This window comes from Streptococcus loxodontisalivarius (assembly GCF_016908645.1).
Lineage (GTDB): Bacteria > Bacillota > Bacilli > Lactobacillales > Streptococcaceae > Streptococcus > Streptococcus loxodontisalivarius.
This window is the reverse complement of the sequence record NZ_JAFBEH010000023.1, coordinates 17,069-35,486: the sequence shown is the minus strand read 5'-3', so window position 1 is coordinate 35,486 and position 18,418 is coordinate 17,069. Positions and strand designations below refer to the sequence as shown.

Sequence of the window (18,418 nt, the reverse complement as noted above, 5' to 3'; positions counted from 1 at the left end):
ACTCAAAAACCACACAGTGATTCTTTCGTCTTGATTGTTTTCGAGACGGAAATCATTGTGTGGTTTTATGTTGAAGCTCGTTTTTGCCCAGCCTCAATTATTTATCGTAATTTTTTTGCATGTTTTCTAGAAAATGTTTCATCTCATCGACTAGAGATTTTGGACTAAGGACAACCAAGGCATCCGCTTGACTAAGCAACCATCGTTTGAGACCCGGTGTATTTTGACTAACCAAGTCGAATATAGTTCCATCTGAAGTTTGTTCGATAATCTTTGCTGTTGGAAATTGGTCCAAGACAATACTTGGATCGTAGGCAAATTTAACGCGAATACTTATCTCATTTCCCATAAAAGGATCAACACGTTTATTTCTTACTTCCCCATCTCTGAACTTTCTTCCATAAGATAGATTAGGCTTCCTAGCCTTGGATTCTTTCCACTCTTGAATGCGATCCAACTTCAAAGTCATGTAGTTCTCATGCTTTAAATGGTAAGCTACCAGATAAAAATAATGGACATCATAATAGAGAGAAACTGGTAAAATCGTATGTTCTTTTGCGACATTGTAGGGCGACTGATATTTGATATCCAGTACTGTTTCCGTACGAATAGCCTCTGACCAAGTCCAAATCTTTTCAATTCTATCTTGGGTATCCGTTAAAGGGGCGTAATTCAAAAGCTCACTTGCAATAATAGTAGAAATCTCCTTCTGCTCCTCTTTGGAAACGAGTGCCAACAATCCGTCTAAAAGAGATTTGTTTTCTTCTTTATTGAGTGCTCGATTTTCCAACAAAATCTTTGTAATCGCAAGGATATCTTTTTTATTGAAAAGTGATTTACCTTTTAAATACCTTGTATGATGCTTTGCGTCATAAGCTAATTCAGCCGCAATCATGGACTGATTATCCAGCACCGTAGTTAATAGCGCAAAATCACTTTGAATTGTCTTATCACTAACAGAAAACTCATCTGCCAGCTGTCTTTTAGACAAATGCGCACCAGCTTGTAGACGTAAAAATATACTTAAAAGACGCTCTTGATCGTTCATAACTACCTTTCTAAATGAGACAAAGAAACTTTTTAACACGACTATTCAGTCTAACAAAATGACTGGACTCCTACTGTCCATTTGATTTTTGGCGAATTTACAACAATTCCTAAATTAAGACTCTATCCCACTAGACTCTTTCATGCCCCAAAATAGGCCTCAATCACCTGCATAACCCCTTGATCATTATTGCTTGGAGCTAGGTTTTTGGCTGCTGCTTTGACGACTGGGCTGGCGTTGTCCATGGCATAGGAGTATTCTGCTAGCGCCAGCATGGACAGGTCGTTTTCTCCATCGCCAAATGCCATGAGCTGGTCGAACTCCGCCATGGGCACCTTGAGGGTGATTTTATTGATATTTTTTAGAGGAATAGCTGCGCTGTCGGCAACCAATTCAACTCCAGGAAAACTCTTATTGTAGTAATCGAGACTCGCTTGATCAGCCAGGTTATCTCTTGTCCAAGCCGCCTCTAGCATATAGGTTTCCTGCGGTGATGAAATCACAATATGATAGTCCGCAAACTTGTCCTCGAAATAAGTGAAAAAGCTCTGCAATTCGTCCAAAGGAATCTCTTTGAGTGCATGCGTCTGACCGTCCAGAACAAGGTGACTGCCGTTGCCGGCAACATAGCTGACGCGATCAGCCAAGTCTCCCAGAACATGCTGCATACGTGATACCTGATTACCAGTCGCCACTACAAAATGAATACCTCTCTCATCAAGTCGATTGAGAAGTCTTTCGAATCGCTCGTGGTCAAAATGTCCATTATCATCAAGGAAGGTTCCATCCATATCTGTTGCAATAAGTTTAATCATCATTATCCCTTTCTAAACTATCCAAATAAGTCTCTACGACCTGAAAGACACCAGCCTGTCGGTGGTCAGGTGCAATATTTTTGGCATGTGCTTTTACAAAATCTTCCGCATTTTCCATAGCATAGGACTGCCCTGCTAAATCTAGTAGTTCAATATCATTTCCACCATCACCAAATGCCATAACCTGCTCTGCAGTTATTCCAGTCAGCTTAAGCATTTCCTGCAAGCCCCAAGCCTTATGAATGCCAGTCTGCACAAAATCAACTGCTCCAAAGCCTGAAGCCATGGCTGTAATGGCACCTTTAAACTTGCTATTGAAATCCTCCATGACTGCTCTGCCATTTTCAGGCTCAACCAACATGACCATTTCATAATAGTTTTCATCCTGAGGAAGTTGCTGAAAAGTATCCAAATACTGAATGTGTGACCAGAAGGCTTGCGCTTCTTTAGCGTCCATCATGGCAGGCATCTGACCGAGATCAGAAGATTTTAGCATGAAAGAGTGCTCGGTTGACGACACAATGGTTCTGTTAGCAGCCAAGGTCTCCTCTCCATAAAACTCAAGAAAATCTTGTACCTGCTCAAAAGACATGCTGCGCGTGAACTGATGCTGACCTCTCAAAATCAGACTTGCCCCATTATCAGCTACAAAGTCTATCCTGTCCAAGAGTCCCTCGAACATTATCCCCAGTCGAGACATATTATTGCCTGAGGCAACCACAAACCGAATCCCCTCTCTATCCAAACGCTCCAAAAGTCTCAAAAAACGGTCGCGGTCATACTTCCCATTCTCATCTAAAAATGTGCCATCCATATCAACGGCGATAAGTTTAATTGTCATAGTCTACTCCCTACTACAAAAATCGAACTTCAATCCGAAGCTCGATTCCGTTCTTTTCTGGTCAAATGTTTATTCTTCCAAGGCAGATTGTTCATTGCTTGCAAGGACTTTTTGATACCAGTAGAAAGAATCTTTTGGACGACGCTCAAGGGTTCCCTGACCTTGGTCATCCATATCAACGTAGATAAAGCCGTAGCGCTTGCGCATTTCACCCGTACCAGCTGATACGATGTCAATACAGCCCCAAGTGGTATAAGCGATCAGGTCGACGCCATTGGCAATAGCTTGCGCCATAGCCTTGATGTGTTGACGGTGATAGTCGATACGGTAGTCATCGTGGATTGAACCATCCTCCTCAACCGTATCAAAGGCACCAAGACCATTTTCAACAACCATCATCGGAAGCTCGTAGCGATCGTAAATTTTCTCAAGGAAATACTGAAGTCCTGTCGGATCCAAGGCCCAGCCCCAGTCAGAATAAGTTAGGTAAGGATTGCGTACACCTGCTGAGAAGTTTCCTGCTACCAAATCATCAGAATCATGCGTTGTCACATTGTTGGTCATATAGTATGAGAAGGTATAGATATCAATCGTTCCTTCACGAAGGGCTTCCAAGTCACCATCTTCAATGTCTAGGACAACACCGTGCTCATCCCAAAGGCGTTTGGCATAGCTACCATAGCGTCCTTTTGCCTGAACATCACTACAATAGAAGATATTTTGTTGCCACTTGTGTTCGTTGAGAAGGACATCTGCTGGATCACAAGTCCCTGGATAGAAGGTAATACCACAAATCATATTTCCAAATTGGAAGTTTGGATTGATCTGACGACCAATTTTAATAGCCTTTGCGCTTGCCAAGAATTGATGGTGTAGGGTTTGGTAAGCCTCTTGGTAGGCTTCCTGCGGTACTTCACCAAACATATCGAGGAACATGATGGTATTGTTGATTTCATTGAAGGTCAACCAGTATTTAACCAAGTCCTTGTATTCTTCAAAAATTACTTGGCAGTAGCGAACATAGTAGTCAACCAATTTACGGTTTGCCCAACAACCAAGTTCTTGCTCCAAGGTCAATGGCGTATCGAAATGCCAAATTGAAACCAATGGTTCAATATTATATTTACGGCATTCTTCAAATACTGAACGGTAGAAATCAAGTCCAGCTTGATTTGGTTTTTCATCGTAACCATTTGGGAAAATACGTGCCCAGGAAATTGATAGACGAAAAACTGAGTAACCCATCTCCGCAAATAGCTTAATATCTTCCTTGTAACGGTGATAGAAATCGACAGCCTTGTGGTTTGGATAGTAGTAATCATCCAAAACAGCAAACTTAGCTCCTTCTGGTATCTTGGCAGTATGTCCCATTCCTCCAACCTTACCAGGCTTACCATCTTTATCAATAAAAGTCGTATAACGAGGACTGTCCACCGTACCACCAGTCGTCACATCCGTTTGAACGAGACCACGACCATCTTCATTATAAGCTCCTTCTGCCTGATTGGCAGCGATTGCACCACCCCATAGGAATCCATCTGGAAATACTTTTGTCATCTTATCATACCCGAGCTAGCTGCTCGACCTTTCAAAACTTTTCGATGAAAAGATTTTGGATTCGTTACAATCTGAAATCAAATTCCTCACCACTTTGTATTTCTATTATAAAGTCAAAGAATGCCCTTACACTACTAAAATCTTACGGAAATCTGATACTATGACACGATAATTTAAAAAAACTTGATTAATATCTAGCTTCTCAACAATGATAATCAAATCTACCTAATTATTTACTTCTGTTAATCCTTTCAGGTAGTCTTCGATTGCTTGTAAGACACCATCTTCTTGATTGGACTTGGCTTGGTAGTTGGCTACTGCTTTCACGTCATCATGGGCATTTGCCATAGCATAGGAATACTTTGCAAGGCTCAGCATTTCCAAGTCATTATAGCCATCACCAAAGGCCATGAGATTATCACCACTTAAACCCTGTCGCGTCAGTAATTCTCCAAGACCCCAAGCCTTATGAGCACCTTTTGTAATAACGTCAATACAACCAAATCCACTCGAAGTCCCAATCAAATTACCTTGATCAAAATGTCTATTAACAGCCTCTAAAATCTCTGAGGTTTTATCTTCATCCATGAGTAGAACTACCTTGAAATACTCATCCTCTGGTAATGGGAGAAGACTCTCAACCAAGTCCATCTTAGGCATGTAAGGTTTAAGAAAGTCCTGTTGTTCCTGACTAACAGTTTCAAGAACATAAGCCGAATCCCTACCAGTCAAACAGATAACAGTTTCTGGATATTTAGCTTGAATGAAATGGATTAGCTCTTCAACATCAGCATGAGATTGAAAAATCTCAACCAGACTCTCACCATTACTAACAATATTAGCACCATTTTCAGCAACGAAGGTCAAGTCCTCATAATGATCTGGGAACTTTGTAATCAGCTGTCGATACTGGTTACCACTCGCAACCACAAATGTAATGCCAGCCTGGTCCAACTCTTTTAATAGCTTACTAAAACGTAGCTTGTCGTAGGTCTTGTCATCTCTTAGAAAAGTGCCGTCCATATCAACGGCAATCATTTTTACAGTCATAAATCACCTTTTGTATTTCAATACTATTATTTTATATTCAGATACTCTTTTAATTTTCCTAGTTTATCTTGTGCATCCGCTAAACCAATTTGATAGATCTCATCGAATTTTGCTGGATTCTTCTCTAGACGTCCAATCTCCAAGTCTTGACTTGGTTGAATCACAAAGAGCTCTTGAGCTTGCTCTGCTTTTTCAATCTTATCTAAGGTCTGATTATAGGATTCTGGTCTCTTAATGGCTGTTTTGACGAAGTTTGGATACTTACGATAGAGCAACTTATAGAGACGTCCAGAAGAAGCTTTCTTGCGATAGCTTGCTGGTCTTGTTAAGATGACGATGAGGTGATCAAAACCTAGACTCTTAGCAAATTCAACTGGAATCGAATCTGAAAGTCCACCGTCTAAATATTTTTTCCCATCATAGGTCACAATCTCGTTAGCTAGTGGCAGAGCTGAACTTGCTCTAAGAGCCTCCATCTGATCAAAGACATTCTCAATCTTGATATATTCAGGCTGACCTGATTCAATATTTGTTGCAACCGCATAGAAGTCTGTTGCTGCTTTTGCAAATGCCTCTTGGTCGAAAACATCAAGCTCCATTGGAATTTTATAGTAGGCCATTTCTTTGTTGACCACATTACCTGTTTTTAGCCAGGAACGAAGCCCCATATAGTTCTTGTCCTTGATGAATCGTTTATTATAACGTAAGGCTCTGCCCTTTTGCCCTGAGACAAAATTGACACCGAAAAGAGCTCCTGCTGAGACTGATACAATCCCATCAACCTGAATTCCAGCATCTAGGAATGCATCCAAAACACCTGCTGTATAGAGACCACGCATGCCTCCACCTTCCAGTATTAAACCAACTGACATATTTTCTCCTTTTTAGTATTTCGATACTAATTCTCAATATAAGCTTTCAAAGCTGGTGCTAACCTAGCATAGCCTTCTTGATTTAGATGTAAGCCATCTGTTGTATAGATTTCCGCTAATTGACCCTTTGAATCTAACAATAGCTCATACAAATCAATAAATTCAATACCTGGTAGGCTAGCAAGTCTCTGATTTAAATCTTTAATGGTTGCATTATTTCTAATCTTTACCTTGTCAGAATAAGCTTGTGCTTCATTGACAGGGAGAACTGATTCGATATAGAGGCTGGTTCTTGGAAGAAAGATTTGAACCTGACCAATCAGCTCTGCCATACGATTGACAATGTCTGAAACTGGATAAGCTCGTCCGATATCATTAACGCCGATAGAAATAAAGAGTTTTTCAGGCTGGTAGTCCAATACTTGCTCTTCAAAATGCTCCAAAAGCCAAACCGAGTCAGTACCAGCTATACCTCGATTCAAAAGTGGGTAATCTCTTCCTAAAAACTTTTTCAGAGGAAAAAATTCGACAATTGAATCCCCTGTAAAAATAATTGGATTTTCCACCCTTCTCTCTTTTGAAAAGGAGGCTAAACGCTCCTCTTGATACTGTGTCAAGGCATCACTACCCGTTTCAATCATATTGTCCCCCTAATTTGTGTCTGTTTTATACTACTATTGTAGCAGAATTTCAGCTAACTGACCTATCTGGAGAAGAGTTTCTTTTCCATTCCGCTTGGTAATGGCAGAGCTATCATAGAGAGAATGGCAAGCAGTACAACTCCTGTCATAACCCAATACATGTTGGCATAGCTAGAATAATCAAGTATCTGCCCTGCAATATGCTGCATAAGGATAGAACCTAGATTTCGCCCAGTCTGAACAAGTGCTAGCGCTGTAATCAAATAAGCACCATCAACCAGGGAAGTCACAATCTTCAGATTGACCATGATAAAGAGCATGCCTGCTAAGTGTTTGGCAAGCAGAGTAGCTAGAATCTTACTGGACAAATCAATATCCAAAGCATAAATCAGACACTGCAAAGCAACCATGGACATGGAAACTAAGATAAGCGGCTTACTCTTGAATCGATCCATAAAAAGAAATGATAAGAGGGTCAGAGGCGCCTCACATAAGACCGCAATTGATACTACACTGGTTGCAAGCCCAACTGAAAGACCTGAATCCTCTAATAGTGATGGAACATAGGTATGGTTAGTATTCATAACACCAGAAAAAAGAGTCGCTATTAGGATATAAATCAGAAATATCGGATTCTTAAAAAGCTGCCAAAAGCTTGTTTCAGATTTCTCACGCTGACTTTCATGCAATTCCGTTTTTGGATCTGTTCCCAAGATACCGAGAACAGCTAGTAGAATAGTTACAATAAACAAGCAGTAAATGGCCTGAGGCGAGACCTGATCATAGATAAAACCTGCTAATTGAGACCCCATGGCATAGCCAATAGTTCCCCAAATTCTGATTTTACCATAGGAAAATGGACTACGAGTGGCGATACTTTCTAGTACTGGATTTGTTCCATTGATTAATAGTAGGACAATACTATACGACAAAGCGTAGAAAAGTATACTTCCAGAAGCTAAAAAACAGAGGGCACCTATTATACAAAGAAAGAGGGAAACTGCTATAACCTTCTTCTGCTCAAATCTGTCGTTTAGATAACCTATAAATGGCTGCGCAAGCATTGATAAAAAGAAAGATAGAGAGACAACCAGTGAAACCTGACTTGGACGATATCCCTTGTCCATCAGATAGACTGAAATTAAAGTTGAAAAGAGGGACCAAGAGAGGTAGTAAAACAAATACATGAGAAAATAGGCAAGGTAGGAATTGCGATAGGTTTTCATAAATCTCCTTTCAATTCAAAAAACTCCTCAGTACTGGAGAGCTGACTGAAGAGTTTTTGTCAGATTAATCTTCCAAATCATTGGGAAGAGTCTTAATCAATTTGGCAGGGATGCCACCGACCAGTGAGTTATCTGGAACATCCTTTGTCACCACTGCTCCTGCTGCCACGACAACATTGTTACCAATGGTCACGCCAGGCAGGATGGTCACATTACCACCAATCCAAACATCGTTACCAATCTTAACTGGCTCTGCTATGCCAAGATTTTGTCGTCTCCCTTTTGGCGTCAAGGGATGTCCGACAGTTGTAATCATGGTATTAGGACCAATCATGACATAGTCGCCAATGGTAACTGGTGCAATATCCAAGATGGTTCCATTGTAGTTCATGAGAAATTGGTCCCCAACATGGATATTCTTGCCATTGTCACAGTTAAAAGTTGGTAGGATATTAGGATTTTTCCCCGCTGAGCCCAAAAGCTGCCGCAGGGCTTTTTCTCTGGCACCAGTATCCAGTAGGCTAATACTATTTAGCTTTTGACAGCCTAACACAGCATCAACCTTTCTAGCATTGACCTCTGGATCCGTAAAGTCGTATGGAAGCCCTGCTTCAAGTTTTTCAAGTTCTGTCATGCTGCGCTCCATTCGTATGACTTATTTGTAGAGAGCTTGACCATTTGTTGCGATAACGTCTTTATACCAAGCAAATGATTTTTTCTTGTAGCGAGCAAGTGTTCCGCTGCCATCATCGTTGCGGTCAACATAGATGAAACCATAACGTTTGCTGAGTTCCGCTGTTGATGCTGAGACGAGGTCGATTGGTCCCCAAGTTGTGTAACCCCAGAGCTCAACACCATCTTTAAGCGCTTCACCGACTTGCACCAAGTGTTTTTGAAGGTAATCGATACGATAGTCGTCTTCAACAGTTGGCCCATTTGGTCCTTCCACCAAGACATCCTTAGCTCCAAGACCATTTTCCACGATAAAGAGTGGCAACTGATAACGGTCATAGAAGTCATTGAGGACGAGACGAAGTCCAACTGGGTCAATCTGCCAGCCCCACTCAGAGGATTCGAGGTAAGGGTTGGTCAAACCACCCAAGACGTTACCACGTCCTGAACCGTACTCTTCTGGATTATGAGCTTGCGCTACTGACATATAGTACGAGAATGAGATGAAGTCAACAGTGTTTTTAAGCATGTCTTCATCACCTTCAGCAAATTGAATGTCGATACCATTTTCTTCAAAGTAGCGTTTGATATAGTTAGGGTATTTCCCACGCGCATGAATATCTGAGAAGAGGTAGTTTTGATTTTCAAATTCACGCACAGCCAATTGGTCCAAAGGATTTGATGTCATACCATAGGCTGGCATAGCAAGTACCATACAACCAATTTTGAAGTCTGGATTGATCTCGTGACCAATCTTAGTTGCTGACGCTGACGCAACCAATTCGTGGTGCACTGCTTGATAGAGGTCTTGTTTTGAAAGTTCTTCAACTGGTGTTGCAATACCACCTGACATAAATGGTGCATGGAGTACTGAGTTAACTTCGTTGAAAGTCAACCAGTATTTGACTTTATCTTTGTAGCGAGTAAAGACTGTACGGACATAGTTTTCATAGAATCCGATAAGCTCACGATTAGCCCAGCCATTATATTTACGAGCAAGATAGAGTGGTGTTTCATAGTGAGAAAGCGTCACAAGTGGCTCAATACCATATTTTGCCAACTCGTCGAAAACCTTGTCATAGAAAGCAAGTCCTGCTTCATTTGGCTCAGTTTCGTCACCATTTGGGAAGATACGTGACCAGGCGATTGACATACGGAAGACTTTAAAGCCCATTTCAGCAAAGAGTGCAATATCTTCTTTGTAACGGTGGTAGAAATCGATACCTTCCAACTTAAGGTTGTCTTCAGTTGGTTGCTCGGTAATCAAAGGATTTTTGTCGCCAGGATTGGCTGGAACTCCACCATTTGGCGTCACATCCTGTACTGACAAGCCCTTTCCATCAAGGTTATAAGCACCTTCAAATTGATTGGCAGCTGTTGCGCCTCCCCATAGGAAATTTTCTGGAAATACGTTTGACATAGTTCATTTCTCCTTAATCGTTTTAAGATAAGTCTATTATAGGAAAAATAAAGCCCTTTCACTAACACTATTCTGTCAAAAACTGATACTATCCTCTGTTATTTTCAGAAATTTTTGACCATTTATGGTAGAATATTACTAAGAAAGACTAGATTTTGGAGGGAGTCCTATGTCTACACAAGAAGAAACTTTAGCACCTAATGGGCATCTTTTGCCCTATGATTATTTTCAGACCCATGTCATCGATAATCGTCCTGATATTCTCTTTCACTGGCATCCTGAGATGGAGGTGAATTTCATCCATGAAGGGACCGCTCGTTTTCACGTGGACTACGATTATTTTGACAGTCAAGAGGGTGATATCATATTGATTCGCCCTAATGGTATGCATTCTATTCATCCTATTGATAAAGCAGAGCATCTTATGGACACGGTCAAGTTCCATCTGGATATGGTTGGCTATTCTAATATTGACGCTGTCAGCTTGCGCTACCTACACCCATTGCAGACCAGCACCTTTAAGTTCGTCCCAAGAATTCAAAAGGATATGGACGGCTATGAGGAAATCAAGGCCTGTCTCTTTGATATTTTCAAGCTCTGCCAGAATGAAGGACGTCATTTTGAATTGCTCCTCAAATCAAAACTCCATGAATTCATCTACCTGCTCTATTACTATCGTTATGTAGTTAGAAAACAGACTGATGATACCTACCGCAAGAACGAGAAGATTCGTGAACTGATTGACCATATCAATAACAACTATCAGGATAACCTGTCAATCGAGGTTCTGTCTGAATTTATCGGTTATAGTAAGACACACTTTATGACGGTCTTTAAGCAGCACACTGGGACTTCATGTACAGAGTTTGTCATCCAGGTCCGCCTCAACAAGGCTTGTGATATCCTGATTAACTCAACCACACCAATCTTGGAAGTTGCGACTAGCATTGGCTTCAACAATCTGTCCAACTTCAATCGCCAATTTAAACGATACTATCAAATGACACCAAGTCAGTACCGTAAGCAGTACACAAAACCTAAAGAAGGTCGAACTCTCATCAATCCTGCTGATCTTGATTGGTTAGACGAGTAAACATGAAAATCCTCTAGAAAATTCTAGAGGATTTTTAGTTTATTTGACTGCTGTAAGGAGGTAATCTCCTGCATCGATCAGACGTTCTTGAGTTGTAAGCACATCTTCAAATTGGTCTGTATTAGTCACAATGACTGGTGTGATTACTGGAAGTCCAGCTTCGCGGATAGTATTGAGGTCAAATTCAAGAAGTTTTTGCCCTGCTTCAACCTTGTCACCGACTTCAACATAAGACTTGAAGCCTTTACCAGCGAGTGAGACAGTATCCATACCGACGTGGATAAGAAGCTCTGCACCATTTTCAGTTCGAAGACCGATAGCGTGTTTTGTTGGGAAGACAAGTGTCACTTCCGCTTTTGCAGGTGCTACGATAACACCATCTGTTGGGTCAACTGCGATACCTTTACCCATAGCACCTGAAGCAAATACTTCATCAGGTACTTCATTCAATGGAACGATTTGTCCGATAAGTGGACTTGCAATGATTTCTTGTGAGATTTCTTTTAATTCTGTAGCGTCAGCTTTTGCTTCAACTGATTTGTCTGCTGCTTTTTCTTCACCACCGTAAAGGTTTGGAACAGGTGCAAACAATTGGATAAGGAATGAAAGAACGATAGCGATTACTGTCAAAGCAATCATAATCCACATACCTGACATATCGCCAGTTTTAGTATTAACATATGATGGATATTGGAAGATCCCCATAGCACCCATGCTGTAAGCAGTAACATTGAAGTACATAGTCAAAGCACCAATGATACCTGAAACAAAGCATGAGATATAGAATGGAATACGCATTGGAAGGGTTACACCATAGATGGCTGGCTCGGTAACACCAAAGATAGATGAAATGAGTGCTGGTGTAGAAAGTGTACGAACTTTAGACTCTTTAGTCTTAACCATGATAGCTGCAAGAACACCTGTTTGAGTGAAGTTAGGAAGAACTGCTGCCACCAAAAGCGCTGACATACCGTTAGCAGCGACATCCATGATAGCAAGTGGAACAAGAGCCCAGTGAAGACCGAACATAACCAAAACTTGCCACAAAGCACCAAGTAAGAATCCATAAACAAGTGGGCTGAAACCAAGAACAGCTTGGAAACCTGCTGAGAGCCAGTCTGAGAGCAGGTTAGCAACAGGACCTACAACCAAGAATGTCAAAGGAACAGTAAGTATAATAGTCACAAACGGTACAACAAACAATTTCACCACGTCCGGAGTAATCTTACGCACATTTTTCTCGATAATAGAAGCAACCCACATTGCCAAAATTGCAGGCATTACAGTTTGAAGGTAAGAACCTGAAGATGGTAATTGGAGAGCGATTCCGAACACTTTATTCAAACCTGCTTCTGTCAAAGCTGGAATAGTTGTTGTCAAAGTTGGATAGATAAGTGCTCCACCAATTGCTAGGGCTGTAAATTCATTGAGTTTGAATTTACGTGCTGCAGTCACTGCAATCAAAAGTGGTAAGTATTGGAAGAAAGCATCTCCTGCTGCCTCTAACATAACATACCAAGCACTGTTAGCAGCTGTTAGACCTGCTGCACCAAGAATAGCTACAATACCTTTAATGATACCAGCGGCAGCAAGTGGTCCCAAGAAGGGTTGGAAAATACCTGAAACCAAGTCGATGAAACGGTCAAAGAGGTTACCTTTAGCAACATCATCACCTTCATCGACATCAAGTGAACCAACACCAGATACACCTTGATCTAGAACTGCTGCATAAACATCAGGCACGTGGTTACCGATAACCACTTGGTACTGACCACCAGCCTTAACAACGGTAACAACACCGTCACGTTGTTTGAGGTAGTCTGTATCTGCCTTAGCTTCATCTTTCAAGACAAAACGAAGACGCGTAACACAGTGTCTAACATTGGTAACATTATCTTTACCACCGACATGAGCGACAATGTCTTTTGCCAACTCTGAATAATCTTTCTTAGCCATAAAAGGCTCCTTTCAATACGAATGCAAGCATTCTTAATCGATTAGGTTGCCAAACAATAGAAAAAACCTAAATAAATACCAAACAAATCAAACAGTCGTCAGAAAAACAACCATTTCATCTTATCTCGTATCTATTTAGGTTTTGCCTGCTTGCCAGTAACAATCCTTATGTTTATATATTAACAGTTTATTCTGAAAATTGCAAGCGCTTTTTTGAAATAAATAGAAAAAAGTTACTTTTCAGTAACTTTAGATTGAATCTTCTAGTCTTTGGATATGGATAGTTAGGTAAACCTGTTCATCTTGACTCATTTCAAATTCAGGATTGGCTGATTCGACATAAGATTTGACCTTTTGGGTACATAGAAAGGCTTGCGGATAGTTGATTTGAACTTGATCAAAGAGAAAGGCATCATTCTTTCCTTGGATAAGCCCATTCACGACTCGCTGAGCGAAATATTGAACATGGGTCACAAATCGATTATAGGAGATAGAATCAGCTGTCGGCATACTTCCGAAGTGAAGACGGACAATTTCCAAAATATCCACTACGATTTGAGTTAACTGATGGTTTTTCTCCACCAGTCCCCCTTCTTTTTGAGCATTGACAAAATGCAGAGCAACCGAAGCTGCCTCATCTTCTGCCATATCAACACCCAAATCATGCTTGATTAGACGCAAAGCTTGTCTCCCAATCTCATACTCACGAGGGTAGAATTTGCGGACTTCCCAGGCTAGAGGATTTTGCAGGGCTAGCCCCTCCTTGCTGCGCTGAATAGCATACTGAAGGTGGTCTGCCAGAGCAATAAAAAGCGAAGGCTCAAATGACTGCCCCAATACTGCCTCTGCAAAGGTAATAATGTTAAGAAAGAGCTCCATCTGCTCTGTAGGAAGGTCCAGATACACACGGTAGAGTTCCTGAGTCTCTTCACCTTCTTCAAGGACAAATTTCTTCTCAATCTTGTCTGCTTCTATCAGATCTCCAGCTTTCTTCTGAAAACCGAGCCCCTTTCCCATAACGATATATTCTAAATCATTTTGTCCAACAACCTGAACAACATTGTTGTTGAAAACCTTTTCAATACGCATATTTCCCTCTTTCGTGTCTGAAAGACTTTTCTCGTGTTACCATTGTATCAGATAAAAATGAGAAATGAAAGAGTATTCAAAAGAATATTTTGAAGATAGAGTCATTTGAATAAGCTAAGCTTCTAAAAGGACAAAAAAAGCTGAAATCATGAGATTTCAAGCTCCTTTTTATTATTTTCGGTACATCTTAACCTGCAGATAGAGGTCATTGTAGATGCCCAGCCATTTTGAACCTAGATTGTCATAAACTTCAAGATTGGCAATGGTTTCTTGCGATGGATAAAAGGCTTTATCGCTAGTAATCTCTTCTGAGAGTAGCTCCTTAGCCTTGCTATTTGGCGTAGAATAACCGATATACTCAGCATTCTGCGCAGCATTTTCAGGACGAAGCATGAAGTTAATAAAGGCATAAGCCTCATCATAGTGCTTAGCAGTTTTTGGGATGACGATATTATCAAACCAGATGTTTGAGCCCTCGCTAGGAACAACATAGGCCAAATCACTGTTTCCTTCAAGCATCTCGCTAGCCTCACCTGAGAAGGTCACACCGATTGCGGCATCACCGTTTATCATATAGCCTTTCATCTCGTCACCGACAATGGCTTTGACATTCGGCATGAGCTGAGTCAGTGTTGACTCGGCCTCTTTTAGCTGTGTTAGGTCTTTTGTATTTAGACTATAACCCAGCTTACTGAGTCCAACTCCCATGACTTCACGGGCACCGTCCACTAGCATAATCTGATTTTTGTATTCAGATTTCCAAAGGTCTGCCCAGTGTTCAGGATAGGAGCTCAGCATTTTTTTATTGTAAACAATCCCAACTGTTCCCCAGAAATAAGGGATGGAATAATCGTTATTAGGATCAAAGCTCAAGCCCAGGAAGTCTGAACTGATATTATCCAGTCCTTCGATTTTCGACTTGTCTAGCTTGACGAGGAGATTTTCCTTAATCATCTTGTCAATAGTGTAGTCAGACGGAACTGCAATATCATAAGTCGTCCCACCCTGCTTAATCTTGGTGTACATGGCTTCGTTGGAATCAAAAGTCTCATACTGAACCTGAATACCAGTCTCTTCTGTAAACTTGGTCAAAAGCTCAGGATCGATATAGTCACCCCAGTTATAGATGACCAGCTTGTCAGAAGCTGAACCAGACTGTTGCTGCATCCAGAAGGCTAGGGACCATAGCGCAGCAACGATGATGATAACACCACCTAAAAAACTATAAAGTCTACGCATCCTGCTCCTCCTTCTTATCACTTGAAATGAAATAGTAACCAATCACCAAAAGGATACTAAAGAGAAAGACCAGTGTTGACAGCGCATTGATTTCCAAAGAAATCCCTTGACGAGCTCTTGAGTAAATCTCGACTGACAAGGTTGAGAAGGAATTTCCTGTCACAAAGAAGGTCACCGCAAAGTCATCCAAGGAGTAGGTGAAAGCCATAAAGTAACCTGCAATAATCCCTGGTGTCAGATAAGGCAACATAACTTCCTTGAGCATCTGACTACGAGTGGCACCTAAATCGTAAGCCGCATTGATCATATCCGCATTCATCTCCTTCAAACGAGGCAAAACCATAAGAACAACAATGGGAATAGAAAAGGCAACGTGACTGAGCAGAACAGAAATCAAGCCCAAGGAGAACTTAATCTGTGTGAACAAAATCAAGAAAGATGCCCCAATCATAACGTCTGGTGCTACCATGAGCACATTATTGAGAGAGAGGAACATATTTTCATACTTTGAACGTGATTCGTAGATGAAAATGGCTCCAAAGCTCCCAATTATTGTTGCTAGAAGAGCTGAGAGAAAGGCAAGAAAGAAGGTCTGTACCAAAATCAGCATGAGTCGGCTGTCGCTAATCATGGTCTGGTAATTCTCTAGCGTGAATCCCTTAAAACCATTCATGTCGCCACCTGTATTAAATGAATAGAAAATCAGGTAGAAGATTGGCAGATAGAGAATGAGAAAGACCAGTGCTAAATAAACTTTTGAAAATTTTGTCATCTTCTTCTCTCCTTTGTAACCCACATGATGGCAAGCATTGCCACAATCAGAATAACACCGATAGTTGAACCCATTCCCCAATTCTGCGTGGTTAGGAAATGTTGCTCGATGGCAGTTCCCAGTGTGATGACACGGTTACCACCAATCAAACGGGTCAACATGAAGAGGCTCAAGCTCGGAATAAAGACCGATTGAACACCTGAGCGGACGCCATTGAGCGAAAGCGGAAAGATGACACGGGTAAAGGTCTGCCAAGAATTGGCACCCAAGTCACGACTGGCATTGATAATATTTGGATCAATGTCGTTGAGAGCATTGAAAATGGGCAAAATCATGAAAGGAATTTCGATATAAGATGCCACAAAAACAAAGGAGAAATCTGTGAAGAGAATCTGCTTAGGACCGATACCGACAAAACTGAGGAAGTTGTTAATACTTCCATTTTGTCCCAAAATCCCCATAAAAGCGTAAGCCTTGAGCAAAAGGTTGATCCAGGTAGGCAGGACAACTAGCATAAGCCAGAGCTGCTTGTGCTTAAGCTGGGTCAAAAAGAGGGCAGTCGGATAAGAAATGAGCAGGGTAACCAGAGTGATAACCCCTGCATAGAGAATGGAATTAAAGCCCATTCTCAGATAGGTCCAAGAAGAAAAGAAGGTCTTGTAATTATCTAGCGTCAGCTGCCCATTGATATCAAAGAAAGATTGGTAGATAATCAGAGCAAGCGGCGCTAGAACGAAGAGGAAAATCCAAAGCAGATAGGGGAGGGAGAAAAGATTAAGCGTTCTCTTCATGTCTCTCCTCCTCAATGGCGTTAATCAAGCCATCTTCATGCTCTTCGACCTCAACATACTCTTCAATACGAGCATCAAATTCTTCTTCGGTCTCATTGAGACGCATGATATGGATATCCTCAGGCTCAAAGTCCAGACCGATAATCTCACCTTCGATAGCCTTACGAGTCGAGTGAATCATCCACTCATTGTCCAAATCATCGTAAGCAATGATTTCGTAGTGAACACCACGGAAGAGTTGGGTATCAACCTTAACCTGCAATTTACCTTCCTCAGGAAGAGTGATTCGCAAGTCTTCTGGTCGAATAACCACTTCGACCTGTTCATTTGGACGCATACCACCGTCCACTGCTTCAAAGCGTTTACCATTAAACTCTACCAAGTAATCTTCAATCATGATACCTGGCAGGATATTTGACTCACCGATAAAGGTGGCTACGAAGTGGTTGATTGGCTCGTCGTAAATGTCAACAGGTGTTCCAGATTGGACGATTTCCCCCTCATTCATGACAAAAATCCAGTCACTCATGGCTAGCGCTTCCTCTTGGTCGTGGGTAACAAAGACAAAGGTGATCCCAAGTCTCTGCTGCAATTCACGTAATTCATACTGCATTTCTGTACGAAGTTTGAGGTCCAAGGCTGAGAGCGGCTCATCCAACAAAACAACCTTAGGCTGATTGATGATGGCACGAGCGATGGCAACACGCTGGCGCTGCCCACCTGATAATTTCTGGATAGAACGTTTCCCAAATCCATCCAAACGAACCATACGCAGAGCTTCTTGCACGCGCTGATCGATTTCTTTTTTAGGAACCTTCTTCAATTTAAGTGGGAAGGCAACATTCTCCGCAACGGTCATGTGTGGGAAGAGGGCATAGGATTGGAAAACCGTATGCACATCACGTTTATTGATAGGAATATCATTGATACGTTTCCCATCCAGATAGACATCTCCGCTAGTCGCATCGAGTAGCCCAGCGATGATATTAAGAATGGTTGATTTCCCAGAACCCGATGCACCAAGCAGGGTATAGAACTTTCCTTCTTCCAACTCAAAGTTGATATCTTTGAGCACGACAGTCCCGCTGTCTTCAAAAACTTTCGATACATGTTCAAATGCAATAATTGAATTAGTCAATTGTCATAAATCCTCCACGAGAAGCATGCTTTCCAAGTAACTGGACATGTTTTCTCTTACAAAACTATTGCCAAATGGCAGAGCAATCCTGAGACAAGCTCAGAAAATCATATGAAAGCCTATGGCTTTTCACTAACAAAAATATAGTGGTGGATTGAGCGCAGGCTAGGAGTGTGAGTTCAGAAATCACATTCATCA

The 18,418-nt window shown here is 41.4% G+C and carries 17 protein-coding genes; 1 reads left to right on the top strand and 16 read right to left on the bottom strand.

What is annotated here, in order from left to right; translation table 11 throughout:
* Positions 1 to 97: 97 nt before the first annotated feature.
* The 10 genes from JOC28_RS06255 to JOC28_RS06210 form a co-directional block, all read right to left on the bottom strand.
* Entirely contained in the window at positions 98 to 1,048 is a 951-nt protein-coding gene (locus JOC28_RS06255) for a helix-turn-helix transcriptional regulator (protein WP_205009815.1), read from the bottom strand.
* 140 nt (positions 1,049 to 1,188) lie between these two features.
* Positions 1,189 to 1,866, bottom strand: a complete 678-nt coding sequence (locus tag JOC28_RS06250) for a Cof-type HAD-IIB family hydrolase (RefSeq protein WP_239548897.1) — start codon at positions 1,864 to 1,866, stop codon at positions 1,189 to 1,191.
* Positions 1,856 to 2,704: a Cof-type HAD-IIB family hydrolase gene (locus JOC28_RS06245; RefSeq protein WP_205009813.1), complete on the bottom strand. Its 849-nt coding sequence runs from the start codon at positions 2,702 to 2,704 to the stop codon at positions 1,856 to 1,858. The genes JOC28_RS06250 and JOC28_RS06245 overlap by 11 nt, the downstream gene beginning before the upstream one ends.
* A gap of 69 nt (positions 2,705 to 2,773) precedes the next feature.
* On the bottom strand, positions 2,774 to 4,261 hold the full coding sequence (locus JOC28_RS06240; protein WP_205009811.1) for a family 1 glycosylhydrolase: 1,488 nt from the start codon (positions 4,259 to 4,261) through the stop codon (positions 2,774 to 2,776).
* A 225-nt stretch (positions 4,262 to 4,486) separates the two neighbouring features.
* Positions 4,487 to 5,311, bottom strand: coding sequence for a Cof-type HAD-IIB family hydrolase (locus JOC28_RS06235; protein WP_205009809.1), 825 nt, complete (start codon positions 5,309 to 5,311; stop codon positions 4,487 to 4,489).
* A 26-nt stretch (positions 5,312 to 5,337) separates the two neighbouring features.
* Complete coding sequence (locus tag JOC28_RS06230) at positions 5,338 to 6,183, bottom strand: patatin-like phospholipase family protein (RefSeq protein WP_205009807.1); 846 nt, start codon at positions 6,181 to 6,183, stop codon at positions 5,338 to 5,340.
* Positions 6,184 to 6,209: 26 nt separating this feature from the next.
* Positions 6,210 to 6,824, bottom strand: coding sequence for an SGNH/GDSL hydrolase family protein (locus JOC28_RS06225; RefSeq protein ID WP_205009806.1), 615 nt, complete (start codon positions 6,822 to 6,824; stop codon positions 6,210 to 6,212).
* A gap of 62 nt (positions 6,825 to 6,886) precedes the next feature.
* Complete coding sequence (locus JOC28_RS06220; RefSeq protein WP_205009805.1) at positions 6,887 to 8,050, bottom strand: MFS transporter; 1,164 nt, start codon at positions 8,048 to 8,050, stop codon at positions 6,887 to 6,889.
* 64 nt (positions 8,051 to 8,114) lie between these two features.
* Positions 8,115 to 8,684 (bottom strand): sugar O-acetyltransferase, encoded by a 570-nt coding sequence (locus JOC28_RS06215; protein WP_205009803.1) that lies wholly within the window; start codon positions 8,682 to 8,684, stop codon positions 8,115 to 8,117.
* 21 nt (positions 8,685 to 8,705) lie between these two features.
* The gene (locus JOC28_RS06210; protein WP_205009801.1) at positions 8,706 to 10,142 is read right to left on the bottom strand and encodes a glycoside hydrolase family 1 protein; all 1,437 of its coding nucleotides are present in this window, start codon (positions 10,140 to 10,142) and stop codon (positions 8,706 to 8,708) included.
* 169 nt (positions 10,143 to 10,311) lie between these two features.
* On the opposite strand from JOC28_RS06210, the gene JOC28_RS06205 reads away from it, so the two are divergent.
* Positions 10,312 to 11,235, top strand: a complete 924-nt coding sequence (locus tag JOC28_RS06205) for a helix-turn-helix domain-containing protein (RefSeq protein WP_205009799.1) — start codon at positions 10,312 to 10,314, stop codon at positions 11,233 to 11,235.
* A 39-nt stretch (positions 11,236 to 11,274) separates the two neighbouring features.
* Here JOC28_RS06205 and JOC28_RS06200 read toward each other — a convergent pair whose 3' ends face one another.
* The 6 genes from JOC28_RS06200 to JOC28_RS06175 form a co-directional block, all read right to left on the bottom strand.
* Entirely contained in the window at positions 11,275 to 13,191 is a 1,917-nt protein-coding gene (locus JOC28_RS06200; protein ID WP_205009797.1) for a beta-glucoside-specific PTS transporter subunit IIABC, read from the bottom strand.
* Positions 13,192 to 13,440: 249 nt separating this feature from the next.
* The gene (gene licT, locus JOC28_RS06195; RefSeq protein ID WP_205009796.1) at positions 13,441 to 14,280 is read right to left on the bottom strand and encodes a BglG family transcription antiterminator LicT; all 840 of its coding nucleotides are present in this window, start codon (positions 14,278 to 14,280) and stop codon (positions 13,441 to 13,443) included.
* Between the two features lie 171 nt (positions 14,281 to 14,451).
* Positions 14,452 to 15,519 (bottom strand): ABC transporter substrate-binding protein, encoded by a 1,068-nt coding sequence (locus tag JOC28_RS06190; RefSeq protein WP_205009794.1) that lies wholly within the window; start codon positions 15,517 to 15,519, stop codon positions 14,452 to 14,454.
* Entirely contained in the window at positions 15,512 to 16,291 is a 780-nt protein-coding gene (locus JOC28_RS06185) for an ABC transporter permease (RefSeq protein WP_205009792.1), read from the bottom strand. The genes JOC28_RS06190 and JOC28_RS06185 overlap by 8 nt, the downstream gene beginning before the upstream one ends.
* Positions 16,288 to 17,082: an ABC transporter permease gene (locus JOC28_RS06180; protein ID WP_205009790.1), complete on the bottom strand. Its 795-nt coding sequence runs from the start codon at positions 17,080 to 17,082 to the stop codon at positions 16,288 to 16,290. The genes JOC28_RS06185 and JOC28_RS06180 overlap by 4 nt, the downstream gene beginning before the upstream one ends.
* On the bottom strand, positions 17,066 to 18,220 hold the full coding sequence (locus JOC28_RS06175; RefSeq protein WP_205009789.1) for an ABC transporter ATP-binding protein: 1,155 nt from the start codon (positions 18,218 to 18,220) through the stop codon (positions 17,066 to 17,068). Before JOC28_RS06175 ends, JOC28_RS06180 begins: the two co-directional genes overlap by 17 nt.
* Between the last annotated feature and the right edge of the window lie 198 nt (positions 18,221 to 18,418).